This window comes from Pseudomonas syringae group sp. J254-4 (assembly GCF_032586855.1).
In the GTDB taxonomy this organism is placed as follows: domain Bacteria; phylum Pseudomonadota; class Gammaproteobacteria; order Pseudomonadales; family Pseudomonadaceae; genus Aquipseudomonas; species Aquipseudomonas amygdali.
This window is the reverse complement of the sequence record NZ_JAWHOO010000002.1, coordinates 184,497-200,608: the sequence shown is the minus strand read 5'-3', so window position 1 is coordinate 200,608 and position 16,112 is coordinate 184,497. Positions and strand designations below refer to the sequence as shown.

The window sequence follows — 16,112 nt, the reverse complement described above, 5'->3', positions numbered from 1 at the left end:
AACGAGCGTCGTCAGGGATAACACTATCGTGCCCATGCTCCGCGTGGGCATGCCGGTCTGGACGCTCCGCGTCCTCTGACGACGTAGAGCGTCGTGAACTGCATTCCCACGCTAGAGCGTGAGGAACGAGCGTCGTCAGGGATAACACTATCGTGCCCATGCTCCGCGTGGGCATGCCGGTCTGGACGCTCCGCGTCCTCTTGCGACGCAGAGCGTCATGAACTGCATTCCCACCCTGGAGCGTGAGGAACGAGCGGTGTTCTGGAGAACCCGTCTTGACCATGTCCAGTGCATTTATGTGCCACAAAGCCCAATAAAAAAGCCCCCGACGCGCTAAGCGGCAGGGGCTTTTTTCGTAGCCGGGCAGTCTTAGACCAGGACCGGCTCCGATGCTTTACCTACAGGCTGCAAAGGCAACAAAGGCGCATGCGGATCAGCTTCGATGGAAGCTCTCCACGCGGCCAGCCACTCTTCGTGACCTTCGCTCCAGACGCGCTCGTGCAAGCGGCCAAGGGCGACCGGGTCACTCAGCAGCATCAGACGTTCCTGATTGCCGAGTTTGGCCGGGCCTACCTTCAGAGCCTGATCAACACGTTCCATACGCACAACTTCGATCGGCTGTGCCTGACGGTGACGCGAGGTTGCCAGGGCGCAGGCCAGAGCATTCTGGCGAGGATCTACCACAGCCCGAATGAAGCCTTGTTTCAGGGCGTGCCAGCGGTTCTCGTAGGTGTACTGATCCGTAGAGATCAGCTCTTGCGGCGGCTCGAACTCTTCAGGAATCAGGAAGAACTTCTCGTCACGCGCCTTGACGCCCAGATTGGTACGGCTGGAAATCACCGACACCGGAATCGACAGCATCAACGACACCACGATCGGCGCAAGCCACCACAGGAAGCTCGGGTTCAACCAGAACACCAGCAAGGCCCAGCATGCGCCCAGCAGTGTCTGTGGACCATGACGCTTCACGGCTTCGATCCACGGCGTGGAGTCGTCGTCGCGTTGCGGCGAGTTCCAGGTCGCGGCCCAGCCCAGGAAAGCGGCCAGTACGAAGCGGGTGTGGAACAGCATGCGCACCGGTGCCAGCAGCACCGAAAAGAGCATTTCCAGCAGCATCGAAACGGTGACCTTGAACTTGCCACCGAAGCCTTTCGCGCCCTTGGCCCAGATCAGAATGACGCTGAGCAGCTTAGGCAGGAACAGCAGGACGATGGTCGTCGAGAACAACGCAACAGCTTTTTCCGGGTGCCATTGTGGCCACAACGGATACAGCTGACGCGGTTCAAGGAAGTAGGTCGGCTCCATCAGCGTGTTCACCGCCAGCAGGGCCGTGGACAGTACGAGGAAGAAGAACCACAACGGTGCCGACAGATACGACATCACGCCCGTCAGGAACACCGCACGGTGAACCGGGTGCATGCCCTTGACCAGGAACAGCCTGAAGTTCATCAGGTTGCCGTGGCACCAACGGCGGTCACGCTTGAGTTCGTCCAGCAGGTTGGGCGGCAATTCTTCATAACTGCCCGGCAGGTCATAAGCAATCCACACGCCCCAGCCGGCACGGCGCATCAGCGCAGCTTCGACGAAGTCGTGAGACAGGATCGCACCAGCGAAGGCACCTTTACCCGGCAGCGGCGCCAGGGCGCAATGCTCGATAAACGGCTTCATGCGGATGATCGCGTTGTGACCCCAATAGTGGGATTCACCCAGCTGCCAGAAGTGCAGACCGGCTGTGAACAGCGGACCGTAGACCCGGGTAGCGAACTGCTGCATGCGTGCATACAGCGTGTCCATGCCCGACGCACGTGGCGCGGTCTGGATGATACCGGCGTCCGGCGTGGCTTCCATCAGGCGAACCAGACTGGTCAGGCACTCACCGCTCATGACGCTGTCGGCATCGAGCACGACCATGTAACGGTATTCACCGCCCCAGCGACGGCAGAAGTCGTCGAGGTTGCCGCTTTTGCGTTTTACGCGACGGCGACGACGGCGATAGAAGATCTTGCCGAAACCTTTGGTCTCGCGGCACACGTCTAGCCAGGCCTGTTGCTCGGCAACGGCGATGTCAGTCTCGTTGGTGTCGCTGAGCACGAAGAAATCGAAACGATCCAGATCACCTGTAGCGGCGACCGACTCGAACGTAGCGCGCAGACCGGCGAAAACCCGAGGCACGTCCTCGTTGCAGATCGGCATGACCAGCGCAGTACGCGCGCCCTTTTCGATCGGCTCGTTGCCAGCACTGGCACCCGAGATGCGATATTTGTCGCGACCGGTGAGCAGCTCCAGGAAGCCCATCAGCGCGGTCCAGAAACCGGCCGATACCCAGCAGAACAGAATCCCGAACAGCAACAGGATGCTGGTCTGCAAGGCATAAGGCATAACCTGCATGGCGGTCTGCACAAAGGTCTGACGGGTGATTTCGTCGAGCGAAACCAGCGACCAGCCCTGATACGGCAGAATGCCCTTCATGTACCAGCCAGCCACAATCGTCTGACCCAGCATGAGGATCAGCAGGATATAGCGGCGGATCGAACCGACGGTACGCCAGCGCGCCTTGGGCAGATCACGAGGCAGATCGTCGTGCTCTGGCTTGGGCGGGTTGGTCTTGCCGGTCAGGCGACGCCAGCCGCGTACCAGAATGTTGGTGCGCCATGGCTCTGGCACGACCTTGGTCCGGAGAATCGGCGGTGTGGCCTTGAGGCACAGGCGACCGCTGGCATCGACGCCGAGCATCTCGGCGTCCTCCAGCTGGTCTGCGGTGGTCAGCGTAAGGCGGCGACCCACCGAAGCCTGAGCGGCCTCGGCAGGGTCATTGACCGGCTGCGCAGAAAGACGCTCATGCAACTCGGCGAAGGTCTTGCAGCCGGCAAGTTCTGCCCGCTGCTCGTCGCTCATCGGTAAATGCGCCAGGTACTCGTTCAGAGACACTGGCACCGGTAGAGAATTACTCATCGCTCGGCAACTGATAGCTCCAGGTCTCGGTCATGACTTGCAACGTCTTGGCCGGTTCCGGATGGGTGGGTGCTGCCTCGGTTTCAGGCTGCTGAATCTCTTTACCGTCCTTGTCCTTGGCTACGTCAGCCTTGGCTGCGTCGGCTTTGGCTGCATCGGCTTTGGCAACTTCGCCTTTGCCTTTGGCTGCGTCGGCCTTGCCAGCTTCAGGCTTGGCGGTCTCGGGTTTGGCGGCTTCAGGCTTCGGCGCGTCGGCCTTGGCGATTTCTACCTGGTCGTTGGCAGATTCCTTGGCAACTGCCGGCTTGGCAGCTTCCTTGGCAGCAGCCTTTTTCTCTTCAGCTTTGTCTGCAACGAGCAGCGCAGGTTCCTTGCCCGGTTCGGCAGGGATTTCACGCAACAGGTAGGCGCGCATTTCGGTCGGCTTGCCGGAATCCTTGACCTTCACACGCAGGGTCAGGCGGTAGCCTTTGGTGACCGGGTTGTAGCGCAGGTTGTTTTCCACCAGCTCGACGTTGTCGTCAGTGGTCACCTGGCTGCGAATGGTCTTGTCTTCCGGCAATGCGGCCAGTACCGGGCCCACGAAGTCGACCAGGAAGGCAAGGCTGCCATCCGGCTGACGGATCAGGTTGGACTGACGCACATCACCGATGGAGCGTTGGGTCTGCTTGACCCAGCCCAGATCAGGCGAGTGGATCGAGTTTTCCTGCATGGTCCAGTGCAGACGGTAATCGAACGCCATTTCCTTGCCTGGCTCTGCGAGAGTCTCAGGCTTCCAGTAGGCCACGATGTTATCGTTGGTCTCGTCGGCAGTCGGAATTTCGACCAGCTCGACGGTGCCCTTGCCCCAGTCACCCTTTGGCTCTATCCAGGCGCTTGGACGCTTGTCATAGCGGTCATCCAGGTCTTCGTACTGACTGAAGTCACGGCCACGTTGCAGCAGACCGAAACCACGCGGGTTTTCGACCGAGAAGCTGCTGATAGACAGATGTTTAGGGTTGTTCAGCGGACGCCACAGCCACTCACCGTTGGCAGCCTGAATCGACAGACCGCTGGAGTCGTGCAGTTCGCGACGGTAGTTAGGCACACGCGAAGGCTGGTTGGCACCGAACAGGAACATACTGGTCAATGGCGCAACACCGAGCTTGTTGACCTTGTCACGCAGGAACATGCGCGATTTGACATCAACCAGAGTGTTGGTGCCAGGACGCAGGGTCAACTGATAAGCACCGGTAGCGCGCGGCGAGTCGAGCAGCGCGAAGATCACCAGATGATTGTCATCCGGGCCCGGCTTCTCGATCCAGAATTCCTTGAAGCGCGGGAACTCTTCACCGGACGGAGATGCAGTGTCGATTGCCATGCCGCGTGCGGACAGGCCATAGACCTGACCCTTGCCGATCACGCGGAAGTAGCTCGCGCCCAGCATGGTCATGATTTCGTCCTGCTTGTCATCCTTGTTGATCGGATACAGGACACGGAAACCGGCATAACCCAGTTTCTCGGTGGATTTGGGGTCGATCTTCAGATCGCCGAAATCAAAACGGCTAGGGTCGTACTTGATTTCGTCGACGCTGGTGGCGGTCACTTCATTGATCTTGACCGGCGTGTCGAAGTGCATACCCTGGTGGTAGAAAGACACTTTGAACGGAGTCTTTTCGCCCGCCCATTCGGCCTTGTCATCACGGAAGCGAATCTTCTGATAGTCGGCAAACTTCATATCGCGAAGCTCGTTCGGCAGATTGCTCCTTGGAGCCTCGAACTTCTGCCCGGCCAGTTCTTTGGCTTTTGCCGTTACATCATCAAGATTGAACGCCCACAGTTGACCTGCACTGAACAGGCATACAAGGGCCGAGCTTGCCAGAAGTGCACTACGCAACCGCTTGACAGGTGTCTTTGGAGCATCACAGGGACTAACAATCACGAGCAACCCTCGCCGAAAAACAGATGAAAAAACCAACGGCCAGCTATCAATGCCGGGTTGGCGAGCATTGTTCCGACTCCGAATGGGCTTAATGATTCCCCAATCAGGTGTCAGAACCGCTTTTGTCATACCAAATGGACCAACAGTGTCGATCCCCGTAACGCGCGATTATCCAGCAGCGCGCGCCACAACGCATCAGGTATGACAAAGAAATTTATTTCCCGTGCGACCGGAAAATTCAGGGGAGAAACGATGAAATCGTAGCTTATGTATCGAACAAAAATGTCACTGGGCCATCATTTATCAAATGCACTTGCATGTCCGCACCAAATTGGCCCGCAGCCACAGCGGTATGCGCGATTCTGGCCTGACTCAATAGATAGTCGAACAGCTCGGCGCCCAGCGCTGGAGCAGCGGCTTTCGAGAACCCCGCACGCAACCCGCTTTTGGTATCCGCGGCCAGCGTGAACTGCGAAACCAGCAACAACCCACCGCCTACCTCGCGCAAGGATAGATTCATCTTGCCGTCGGCATCGCTGAACACTCGATAATTGAGCAGCTTGTGCAGCAACTTATCGGCACTGGCGCGGGTGTCTTGAGGCTCTATGCCCACCAGCACCAATATGCCCTGATCGATAGCACCGACAACTTCGCCGCCCACCTCGACGCGTGCGTTTCGCACGCGCTGCAACAAACCTTTCATAAATGCCTTTCCAGACTCAAAACCAATACCAGGCTGCTGTCATGCTTCTTCGGGCGGGAGGTCGAGCAGGTTGCGCGCAATTTCTGCAGCGGCACGCACCAGCGCATCGGCGATACCGGATTCCGAGGCCGAGTGGCCAGCCTCACGAATGACCTGCAGTTCGCTGCCGGGCCAGTTCTGATGCAACTCCCAGGCATTATCCAGCGGGCAGATGACGTCATAACGACCGTGAACGATGATTGCCGGCAGGTGCGCGATCTTTGGCATGTCGCGAATCAACTGGTTTTCCTCAAGGAACGCCTTGTTCATGAAGTAATGGCATTCGATGCGCGCAATGGACAGCGCACGGTGCGGTTCGGCGAAGCGATCGACCACTTGCGGGTTGGGGCGCAAGGTTGCACAACGCCCTTCCCAGGTCGACCAGGCTTTGGCAGCGTGCATCTGGGCGATCTGGTCCGGCCCGGTGAGGCGCTTGTGGAAGGCAGCCAGTAGGTTATCGCGCTCATCCAGCGGGATCGGCGCTACATAATCCTGCCAGTAATCAGGGAACAGACGGCTGGCACCCGCTTGATAGAACCAGTCGATTTCCTGCTGACGGGCCAGGAATATGCCTCGCAGGATCAGCGCGTGTACGCGGTCTGGATGGGTCTGCGCGTAAGCCAGGGCCAGAGTCGAGCCCCACGAGCCGCCGAACAGCACCCATTTGTCGATTCCGAGGTGCTCGCGAATCCGCTCCAGGTCTTCCACCAGTTTCCAGGTGGTATTGTTCTCAAGGCTGGCATGCGGTGTGGAGCGACCGCAGCCACGCTGATCGAACGTTACGATACGGTACAGGTTAGGATCGAAATAGCAGCGACTGTGCGCATCGCATCCGGAACCAGGGCCGCCATGAATGAATACCACTGGCAACCCTTCTGGCGAGCCACTTTCATCGACGTAAAGCACATGCGGTTGTTCCACGGCCAGATCGTGCCGGGCGTAGGGTTTGATCTGCGGGTACAAAGTCTGCATAAGTGCTCCATAAGTCCAGTTCAGAGGCTTCTATTATTCTGCCGTTGGGCATCATAAACCCGAAACGAAGAATCAGCATGCTGCACGTCATTGATCGGGATGGAACGATCGATGCAAGCGTTTTGCCAATTTGGTCAGCGCGCGAACCAGAGCCGTTGCCTTGGGTCGAAGCGAGGGCGCTGCCTTCAATTATTTCTACTATTTTCAGGAAATAACTGACGACACGCCTACAGTCTAAGAATCCCGTTTTCCATTCGTCAGACTACTTGAGGTTGTACCGATGTCTCAGGAACCACTTGTTCGTGACGCTGATGTGGCTGCTTTCCGCGCCGCTGTGCTCGCCAAACTCACCTATTCGGTGGGCAAGGACCCCGACCATGCGTTTGAGCATGACTGGTTTGAAGCTGTTGCCCTTGCCGCCCGCGACCACATGGTCGAACACTGGATGGACCACACGCGGCAGATTTATCGCAAGGTCCAGAAGCGCGTTTACTACCTGTCTCTGGAATTCCTCATTGGCCGACTGCTCTACGACAGCCTGAGCAACCTCGGCCTGCTGGAAGTGGCTCGCGAAGCATTGACCGAGCTGGGTGTGGATATCGAACGTATCCGCTTGCTTGAACCGGATGCAGCGCTGGGCAACGGCGGCCTGGGTCGTCTGGCAGCGTGCTTCATGGAAAGCATGTCGACCCTGGGCATTGCCGGGCACGGTTATGGGATTCGTTACGAGCACGGGCTGTTTCGTCAGGGCATCGTCGACGGCTGGCAGCAGGAACAGACCGAAAACTGGCTGGACTTCGGCAACCCGTGGGAATTCGAGCGTCCTGAGGTGGTTTACTCCATCGGTTTCAGTGGCAGCGTCGACACTGTGGTGACCGAAGCGGGCGACTCGCGTCAGGTCTGGCGTCCGGGCGAAACCGTTCGGGCCATTGCTTACGACACCCCTGTGGTCGGCTGGCGCGGGAAAAGCGTCAACACTCTGCGCTTGTGGCGCGCCCGTGCGGTGGAAGACCTGCATCTGGAACGTTTCAACGCGGGCGACCACTTTGGCGCCGTCGCCGAAGTAGTGCGCGCCGAAAGTATTTCCCGCGTGCTGTACCCGAACGATGCAACCGAAGCGGGCCAGGAACTGCGCCTGCGCCAGGAATACTTCTTTGTTTCCGCATCGCTGCAGGATTTGCTGCGCCGCCATCTGAACCAGCACGCCACGCTGACCGATCTGCCAGACCATGCAGCGATTCAGATGAACGACACGCACCCGTCCATTGCAGTGGCCGAGCTGATGCGTCAGTTGATCGACAACCACAACATCCCGTGGGACACCGCCTGGAAAATCACCGTCGGCACCCTTGGCTACACCAACCATACGCTGCTGCCGGAAGCGCTGGAGACCTGGTCGGTCGGCCTGATGGAGCGGATGCTGCCGCGCCACATGCAAATCATCTACCTGATCAACGCACAACACATCGACACACTGCGCGCCAAAGGCGTCGACGACGTCAACGTGCTGCGTGCGGTATCGCTGATCGAAGAAGACAACGGTCGTCGGGTACGCATGGGCAACCTGGCGTTCCTCGGCTCGCACAGCGTCAACGGCGTTTCGGCGCTGCATACCCAACTGATGCGCAAGACCGTGTTCGCCGAGCTGCACAAGATCTATCCGGAGCGGATCAACAACAAGACCAACGGCATCACCTTCCGCCGCTGGCTGTTCCAGGCCAACCCGAAGCTGACCGAAATGCTCGTCGAAGCGCTGGGTGAGGACGTTCTGGATAATGCCGAGACTCGCCTCAAAGAGCTTGAGCCGTTCGCCGATAAGTCTTCGTTCCGCAAGCAGATGGCCGACCAACGCCTGCACAGCAAGCGCGCACTGGCAGCGATCATTCATGAACGCTTGGGTATTGCCGTCAACCCTGCAGCGATGTTCGACGTCCAGGTCAAACGGATTCACGAATACAAACGCCAGTTGCTGAACCTGTTCCACACCGTAGCGCTGTATCAGGCAATTCGTGCCGAGCCAGGCACAGACTGGGTTCCGCGGGTGAAGATCTTCGCCGGCAAGGCGGCGGCCAGTTATCACTCGGCCAAGCTGATTATCAAGCTGACCAACGATATCGCCCGGACCGTGAACAACGACCCGACGGTGCGTGGCCTGCTGAAAGTGGTGTTCATGCCCAACTACAACGTCAGTCTGGCGGAGAGCATCATCCCGGCAGCCGACCTGTCCGAGCAGATATCCACGGCAGGCCTGGAAGCTTCAGGGACCAGTAACATGAAGTTCGGCCTCAACGGCGCCCTGACCATCGGCACGCTGGACGGTGCCAACGTGGAAATGAGCGAGCAGGTCGGGCTGGAGCACATGTTCATCTTTGGCATGTCCTCACAACAGGTCGAAGCCCGCAAGCGCGCAGGTGAATTCAACGCGCATGGCGACGTAGCGGCATCGGGGCGTTTGAACGATGTACTGCAAGCGATTCGTGGCGGCGTGTTCTCGCCGGATGATCCGAACCGTTACGCGGGGCTGATCGATCAGTTGCTGGATTATGACCGCTTCCTGGTCTGTGCCGACTTCGATTCGTACTGGGCAGCACAGGCCAAAGTCGAGGAACGCTGGCACGATTCCAAGGAATGGTGGCGCTCGGCGGTGCTCAACACCGCACGCATGGGCTGGTTCTCTTCGGACCGGACCATTCGCGAGTACGCCGGCGACATCTGGAAGGCGCTGGACTAACTCGGAGCTGCTCGCGCACTCACTGGGCTCTCGTTACCACGCTCCGGCGTGGTAACGCAGTTCTGGACGCTCCGCATCCGATCTTGAATGCGCGGCGCGGCGCAGATCTGTGACGCGGAGCGTCACCCAAGGCGTTCCCACGCTGGAGCGTGAGGAACGATAGGTGTCTGCGCTAATGAACGTACCCTCGCACTGCATAAAACATTACAAACGATGTCCGCCCGCCCCTATATACTGCGCTCGATGAACCTTCACACATCGAAAAGGATGTCGTCGCGTGCTTTGGATTTGTCTGGTGGTGGGCGGTGCAGCGCTGGGCTACGCGCTTAGCTATGACGAGTGGGCAGGTTCGCTGATCGGCGCAGTCATGGCCTGGGCCGTCTGGGCGGGCATCCGCATGCGCCTGCTTGGCAGGCAATCCGCCGACCAACTGCAACAACTGCTCGCAACCCGCCAATCCCTCGATGCCCTTGAGCAGCGCCTGAGCGCGCTCGAGCGTCAGTCCACATCCGGCGTGCCTCCTGCGCAGGACGCCGCACCGCTTCCAGTGGATGCGATCATTATCGAGGCACCCACTGATGGGCCCGAGCTGATCTGGGACCTGCCAGACGAAGAGCCGCAGGCAACAGGGCCTGTCGAACCCGCCGCCGAAATCCGTCAGCCTTCAAAGGCAGCACAGCCCAATCTGCTGGACAGCGCCATCAATCGCGCAAAAGACTGGCTGCTGGGCGGCAATACGGTACTGCGAGTGGGCGTAGTGGTGCTGTTTCTCGGGCTGGCCTTTCTGCTGCGCTACGCCACCGAAGGCATGGTCGTACCGATTGAAGCACGCTACGCCGCAGTCGCCGCCAGCGCACTGGCCCTGCTCGGCCTGGGTTGGTGGCTGCGTTTGCGCAACGGCTCTTACGCGCTGATGTTGCAAGGCGCAGGCGTAGGCGTGTTGTACCTGACCGTCTTTGCGGCGATGAAATTGCACGCCCTGCTCGATCCGGCACCGGGCTTTGTGCTGCTGGTAGCGATCACCGCTTTCTCGGCCATTCTGGCGTTGACACAGAATGCTCTGGCCCTGGCCTGCGCCGGTGCGCTGGGTGGATTCGCAGCACCACTGCTTGCTTCGACCGGGCAAGGCAGCCACATCTCGCTGTTCAGTTACTTTGCCCTGCTCAACGCGGGCATCATTGCCATCGCCTGGTTCAAGGCCTGGCGCATTCTCAACCTGATCGGCTTTTTCGGCACTTTCGGCATCGGTTTCGCCTGGGGCATACGGGCTTACACCCCCGAGCTGTTCTGGAGCACCGAGCCCTTTCTGATTCTGTTCTTTGTGATGTACCTGGCCATCGGCCTGCTGTTTGCGCGTCGCAAGCTGCTGGAACTCACTGACGCGCCAGCGGATGCCAGTCGCGAAACACTGCTGCGCTGGTCGGCACGTCAGGGTGATTACGTCGACGGCACCCTGCTGTTTGGCACGCCAATCGTCGGGTTCGGCCTGCAATACGCGCTGGTCGAACACCTTGAGTTCGGTGCCGCGCTCAGCGCGCTCGCGCTGGGCCTGATCTACATGGGGCTGGCACGCTGGCTGGCGGCACGTGCGACCGGTCGAACCGTTTTGCTGATGGAAACTTGCCTGGCGCTGGGCGTGGTGTTTGCCACGCTGGCCATCCCGCTGGGTCTCGGTTCGCAATGGACGACCTGCGCGTGGGCCGTGGAAGGCGCAGCGGTTTTCTGGCTGGGCCTGCGCCAGCACCGCAAGCTGGCACAGGTTTTCGGCCCGGTGTTGCAGGTGTGCGCCAGCGCAATGCTGATCAGTGATTCAGACAATTCCAGCTGGGCTGGCGACTACTGGACACCGATGATTCTGGCCATCGCGGCCCTGATCAGCGCCTGGAGCGTGTTCCGCTTCAACACCCTGACGATCATCGATCAGAAAATCGCCAGAACGGTACTGACGATATGGGGCGCGATCTGGTGGGCGGCTTCATTGATCAGCGTCGTGCAACTGTACGCACCGAACAGCGTGCAGACGCCACTGCTGTTGATCGCGGCTGCGCTCAGCGTAGCTATCTGGGCAGTGCTGGCCCTGCGTTTGCGCTGGCCAGACCTCGCCGTATTGTGCAGCGTACTCACCCCAGTCAGCGCCCTTCTGTTACTGGGCTCGCTGAGTGAGCATTATCACCCGGCCGCGAACTGGGGCTGGCTGGCCTGGGCAGCCGTGTTCGCCGTGCACCTGCTGACCTTGCGCTATCTGGCAGACACGCTGCCGATCCTCGCGCAACGTATCGCTCACACCACAGGCTGCCTGTTGATCATCGCCGTACTGGCACTGGAACTGCGTTTCGGCCTGCTGCAGCTGTCCGAGTCTTACAACGCCTGGCGCTGGCTGGGCTGGGCGATTCTGCCTGGCCTGTTCCTGCTGGCGATGAGCTCAGAGCGTCAGTGGCCATGGCCGGTGAAGGCTTGCCCCGAGGCCTACCATGTCGGGGCCGCGGCACCACTGGCGGCATTGATGCTGGCGTGGTTCTGGCTGGCGAACACGTTCAGCGACGGTGCGGCTGACCCGCTGCCTTATATCCCGCTGCTCAACCCACTGGAAATCGGTCTGTTGCTGGCTCTGGCCGGAGCATGCCTGTGGATGCGCAAGTACCTCACGCGCCCTCGCAATGCTGCCTTGCTGGTGGCAGGCGCTTCGCTGTTTGCACTCGTCACGGCAATGGTCATGCGTACAGCCCATCATTGGGCTCAAGTACCGTGGCACACCGAGGCGTTGCTTGAGTCGATGCGCGTTCAAGCCGGGTTGTCGATCGTCTGGACGCTGATGGCGCTGGCCCTGATGATCGGCGGTCATATGCGCAGCAACCGCGAGCTCTGGCTGGGCGGCGCAGCATTGATCGGTGTGGTGGTGATCAAGCTATTCTTCGTCGAGCTGAGCAACCGTGGTGGCATGGAGCGCATCGTCTCGTTCATCGGTGTTGGCATTCTGCTACTGGTGGTGGGATATTTCGCACCATTGCCGCCGAAACACCCTGCCAGAAAGGTCGGCGAAGAACCCGGTCCAGGCCCGACCGTCGTGCCGGATACGCTATGAGGAAAACGTTCTTGAGTCATCCCGCCATGAAGATCGCCGTGCTTGGCCTGGCCTTGTGTACGGCGATAACTGCCGTCGCCCAGGACAAACCGACGGACTTTGCCAGCCAGACCCCACTGAGCCTCAGCGGCGACGGGCCTTGGTATCGCATCGAGTTACCGCTAGCCGTGCAGTTGAATGCCCGGCAGAGCGACCTGGGTGATCTGCGCGTGTTCAACGCCGAGGGCCAGCCGCAGGCTTATTCGATCACGCCGCGACAGCCTGCACGCGAGCAGGAACCCACGCCAATCCCGGTCAAATGGTTTGCCCTGTACAGCACGCAGGAAGCAGGCGATGCCGCGCCGGTCATCCGTATCGAGCGCTCAAGCAACGGCAGCGTGATTGAGGTTCAGCCGCAAAGCGATATCGAGGCTGGCGAAGAAGTGCTGCGCGGCTGGTTGCTGGACACCAGCGCGATCAAGGCACCACTGGAACAACTGGTGATCGACTGGAGCACCGAGCGTGAAGGTTTCCAGAACTTCAGCATCGAAGCCAGTGATGACCTGCAGCACTGGCGCAACTGGGGCGAAGGGCAGGTTGCCCGGTTGTCATTTGCCGACGAAGTGATCGAGCAACGTGAAGTCGGCCTGCCCGGCCAGAGCGCCCGCTACCTGCGTCTGTTGTGGCGCGCCCCGCACAGCGCCCCCCTGTTGATCTCCGCCCACCTGCTCAGCGCCAGCACTGAAAGCCCGACCCCGCCGCTGACCTGGTCGCCACCGGTCAAGGGCGTCGTCGAGAGCCCCAACGAATATGTCTGGCAACTGCCGAGCGGCTTGCCGGTAGGCCGTGTCAAGGTCGACATCGCCCAGCCCAACAGCCTCGCACCGGCGACGCTTTACGGTCGGATGGACGCGAAACAGCCCTGGCAGCCGATCAGCAGTGGCCTGTTGTACCGGTTATCGCAGAACAACAGTGATGTCTTGCAGGACCAGTTGCAATTGTCCGGACGCATCGTTCAACAGCTAAAACTGGTGGTGGATGATCGCGGCGGCGGGCTGGGCAGTGAAGCGCCGCAGTTGAGCGTGGCCGTGCCTGCCACGGAAATCGTATTCCTGGCGCGCGGTGAAGGGCCCTTCACGCTGGCCATCGGCAACCCGAACGTCAAGGCGGCGAACCTGTCGCTGGCCACCCTGATCCCCGACTTGAGTCCGGAAAAACTGGCCTCGCTCGGTACAGCGAAACCCGCTACGGCGTCCGTTGCCAACATGGCAGCTGGGCCGATAGTGACGCCGCAGAGCATGGACTTCAAACGCCTCGGGCTTTGGGCCGTTCTGCTGCTCGGGGTCGTGTTTCTGGGCTGGATGGCATTCAGCACGCTGCGCGCATCAAAACGCTGAAACACACAGGCTGTCGGGTGCGCTTTGCCCGACATCTGAACTGAAACAGTCATAAGCCAGTCTGATAGCAGTATTACGTCGCCACTCGCGTTAAACTGCGCGGGTTTTCATACCCCCTATTTCGGAGCTATCCATGTCCCGCGTTACACTAAGTCGTTACTTGATTGAGCAGACTCGCAGCAACAACACCCCTGCCGATCTGCGCTTCCTGATCGAAGTTGTGGCGCGCGCATGCAAGGAAATCAGCCACGCCGTCTCCAAAGGCGCGCTGGGCGGCGTACTTGGCAGCATGGGCACCGAAAACGTTCAGGGCGAAGTGCAGAAAAAGCTCGATGTGATCTCTAACGAGATCCTGCTCGAAGCCAACGAATGGGGCGGTCACCTGGCCGGCATGGCGTCCGAAGAAATGGACAACGCCTACCAGATCCCGGGTAAATACCCGAAGGGCGCGTACCTGCTGGTTTTCGACCCGCTGGACGGCTCGTCGAACATCGACATCAACGCTCCGGTCGGCACCATCTTTTCGGTACTGCGTTGCCCGAACGAATACCTCAGCCAGAACGAAGCGCTGAATGAAAAGGCCTTCCTGCAGCCGGGCACCGAACAGGTCGCCGCCGGTTACGCCATCTACGGCCCGCAGACTATGCTGGTGCTGACTCTGGGTGACGGCGTCAAAGGCTTCACGCTGGACCGCGAAATGGGCAGCTTCGTGCTCACTCACGAAGACATCAAAATCCCGGAGTCCACCCAGGAATTCGCGATCAACATGTCCAACCAGCGCCACTGGGAAGCCCCGGTACAGCGCTACGTGAACGAATTGCTGGCCGGCGAAGAAGGCCCGTTGAAAAAGAACTACAACATGCGCTGGGTCGCTGCGATGGTTGCCGACGTGCACCGTATCCTGACCCGTGGCGGTCTGTTCATGTATCCGCGCGACAGCCGCGAGCCTTCCAAACCGGGCAAACTGCGTCTGATGTATGAAGCCAACCCGATGTCCTTCCTGGTCGAGCAGGCTGGCGGCGCGTCCACCGACGGTCATCAGCGCATTCTCGACATTCAGCCGGAAGGCCTGCACCAGCGCGTAGCGGTGTACCTGGGCTCGAAAGAAGAAGTCGAACGCGCTACCGCGTATCACAAAGAGTAAGAAGGCTTGCTGTGCGCCAGTGGTGATTCGGCCCGTCTGAATCACCACCCGGCGACAGGCAAACGAGCATTCGATGTTGCGTTCGGCACAGGCCTGCGGGCCAACCATCTGATCTACGGCATAAATCCTTGCGCCGTCCGGGAACCAGATTCCCTTTTTCTCTTCTAAGCTTGCGGTACTGCGCCAGCCAGCCTCCGCTTGCACTGCGACGCGACCCCCTTCCGTTCAGGAGCTACACCCATGTCCTTGCGCACTGTCGCGTTACTCTCGTTCTGCGTATTTCTGGCTGCCTGCAGCAAGATCACCCAGGAAAACTACTCGAAAATTTCAGCTGGCATGCCCAAGGCACAGGTCGAATCCTTGCTGGGCAGCCCGACGGAATGCTCCGGCGCACTGGGCATGTCCAGTTGCACATGGGGTGACCAGAACACCTTTATCAGCGTGCAGTATGCGGCAGACAAGGTTGTGCTGTTCTCGGGTCAGGGTCTGAAATAAAACATGATCAAGGTACTGGTACGTTTCGGAATTTTTGTCATGGCCAGCTTTCTGGCCATCGGTTTTGCCCACTCGGCTGACAACCTCGAACCAAGGACAGTCGACAGCGTCGACCTCAAGCAATATCAGGGCACCTGGTACGAGATCGCCCGCCTGCCAATGTTTTTCCAGCGCAAGTGCGCCCAGTCCGAGGCGCTTTACGCGCTCAAGGACGACGGCAACATTGCGGTGACCAACCGTTGCCGCACTATCGAGGGCAAGTGGGAAGAAGCAAAGGGCACTGCCTCGCCGCAAGTACCGGGTAAGACCGACAAGCTGTGGGTAGTGTTCGATAACTGGTTCTCGCGCCTTCTGCCGGGCGTTGCCAAGGGTGACTACTGGATTCTGGACGTCAGCGAAGGCTACCGGACCGCCGTGGTCGGCAACCCGGACCGCAAATACCTGTGGCTGCTGTCGCGCACGCCGACCGTGTCTGCATCGGTCAAGGAAAGCATGCTGAGCAAGGCTCGTCAGCAAGGCTACGACACCTCCCGCCTGATCTGGCGCGAAGATGATTCGAAGATCGGCAAGGGCGAGAAGTAAGCGGACTCCACTTATTGTGCTCACGCTTGATCATCGTGCGACGCTCTGCGTCGCATGCCTTTCTGGACGCTCCGCGTCCGATTTTCGATGGGCGGCGCGGCGCAGATTTGTGACG

Annotated in this window: 10 protein-coding genes; 6 read left to right on the top strand and 4 right to left on the bottom strand. The window is 59.7% G+C overall.

Annotation, left to right across the window (positions count from 1 at the left end; all coding sequences use genetic code 11):
• Positions 1 to 369: 369 nt before the first annotated feature.
• The 4 genes from mdoH to pip all read right to left on the bottom strand — a co-directional run bounded on the left by mdoH (position 370) and on the right by pip (position 6,587).
• The gene (gene mdoH / locus RYB09_RS04100) at positions 370 to 2,952 is read right to left on the bottom strand and encodes a glucans biosynthesis glucosyltransferase MdoH (protein WP_316887573.1); all 2,583 of its coding nucleotides are present in this window, start codon (positions 2,950 to 2,952) and stop codon (positions 370 to 372) included.
• Positions 2,945 to 4,873: a glucan biosynthesis protein G gene (locus RYB09_RS04095; RefSeq protein WP_058402810.1), complete on the bottom strand. Its 1,929-nt coding sequence runs from the start codon at positions 4,871 to 4,873 to the stop codon at positions 2,945 to 2,947. Before RYB09_RS04095 ends, mdoH begins: the two co-directional genes overlap by 8 nt.
• A gap of 265 nt (positions 4,874 to 5,138) precedes the next feature.
• Complete coding sequence (gene dtd, locus RYB09_RS04090) at positions 5,139 to 5,576, bottom strand: D-aminoacyl-tRNA deacylase (protein ID WP_004654194.1); 438 nt, start codon at positions 5,574 to 5,576, stop codon at positions 5,139 to 5,141.
• A gap of 39 nt (positions 5,577 to 5,615) precedes the next feature.
• A complete protein-coding gene (gene pip / locus RYB09_RS04085; protein ID WP_005730969.1) occupies positions 5,616 to 6,587 on the bottom strand; it encodes a prolyl aminopeptidase in 972 nt (323 codons plus the stop codon).
• 280 nt (positions 6,588 to 6,867) lie between these two features.
• On the opposite strand from pip, the gene RYB09_RS04080 reads away from it, so the two are divergent.
• The 6 genes from RYB09_RS04080 to RYB09_RS04055 all read left to right on the top strand — a co-directional run bounded on the left by RYB09_RS04080 (position 6,868) and on the right by RYB09_RS04055 (position 15,997).
• The gene (locus RYB09_RS04080; RefSeq protein WP_057403108.1) at positions 6,868 to 9,318 is read left to right on the top strand and encodes a glycogen/starch/alpha-glucan phosphorylase; all 2,451 of its coding nucleotides are present in this window, start codon (positions 6,868 to 6,870) and stop codon (positions 9,316 to 9,318) included.
• A gap of 277 nt (positions 9,319 to 9,595) precedes the next feature.
• Positions 9,596 to 12,400, top strand: a complete 2,805-nt coding sequence (locus RYB09_RS04075; protein ID WP_058402809.1) for a DUF2339 domain-containing protein — start codon at positions 9,596 to 9,598, stop codon at positions 12,398 to 12,400.
• Positions 12,401 to 12,426: 26 nt separating this feature from the next.
• Positions 12,427 to 13,776 (top strand): DUF3999 domain-containing protein, encoded by a 1,350-nt coding sequence (locus tag RYB09_RS04070; RefSeq protein WP_058402808.1) that lies wholly within the window; start codon positions 12,427 to 12,429, stop codon positions 13,774 to 13,776.
• Positions 13,777 to 13,909: 133 nt separating this feature from the next.
• Positions 13,910 to 14,920 carry a class 1 fructose-bisphosphatase gene (locus tag RYB09_RS04065; protein ID WP_004666507.1) on the top strand — a complete coding sequence of 337 codons (1,011 nt, stop codon included), beginning with the start codon at positions 13,910 to 13,912 and terminating at the stop codon, positions 14,918 to 14,920.
• A 240-nt stretch (positions 14,921 to 15,160) separates the two neighbouring features.
• Entirely contained in the window at positions 15,161 to 15,415 is a 255-nt protein-coding gene (gene bamE / locus RYB09_RS04060) for an outer membrane protein assembly factor BamE (protein ID WP_002551616.1), read from the top strand.
• Between the two features lie 3 nt (positions 15,416 to 15,418).
• Positions 15,419 to 15,997, top strand: a complete 579-nt coding sequence (locus RYB09_RS04055) for a lipocalin family protein (protein WP_016982755.1) — start codon at positions 15,419 to 15,421, stop codon at positions 15,995 to 15,997.
• Positions 15,998 to 16,112 lie beyond the last annotated feature (115 nt).

Coding starts and splice junctions, on each gene's coding strand:
- mdoH (WP_316887573.1), bottom strand. CDS start 2,952: ATGAGTAATTCTCTACCGGTGCCAGTGTCTCTGAACGAGTACCTGGCG.
- dtd (WP_004654194.1), bottom strand. CDS start 5,576: ATGAAAGGTTTGTTGCAGCGCGTGCGAAACGCACGCGTCGAGGTGGGC.
- pip (WP_005730969.1), bottom strand. CDS start 6,587: ATGCAGACTTTGTACCCGCAGATCAAACCCTACGCCCGGCACGATCTG.
- RYB09_RS04080 (WP_057403108.1), top strand. CDS start 6,868: ATGTCTCAGGAACCACTTGTTCGTGACGCTGATGTGGCTGCTTTCCGC.
- RYB09_RS04070 (WP_058402808.1), top strand. CDS start 12,427: ATGAAGATCGCCGTGCTTGGCCTGGCCTTGTGTACGGCGATAACTGCC.
- RYB09_RS04065 (WP_004666507.1), top strand. CDS start 13,910: ATGTCCCGCGTTACACTAAGTCGTTACTTGATTGAGCAGACTCGCAGC.
- bamE (WP_002551616.1), top strand. CDS start 15,161: ATGTCCTTGCGCACTGTCGCGTTACTCTCGTTCTGCGTATTTCTGGCT.
- RYB09_RS04055 (WP_016982755.1), top strand. CDS start 15,419: ATGATCAAGGTACTGGTACGTTTCGGAATTTTTGTCATGGCCAGCTTT.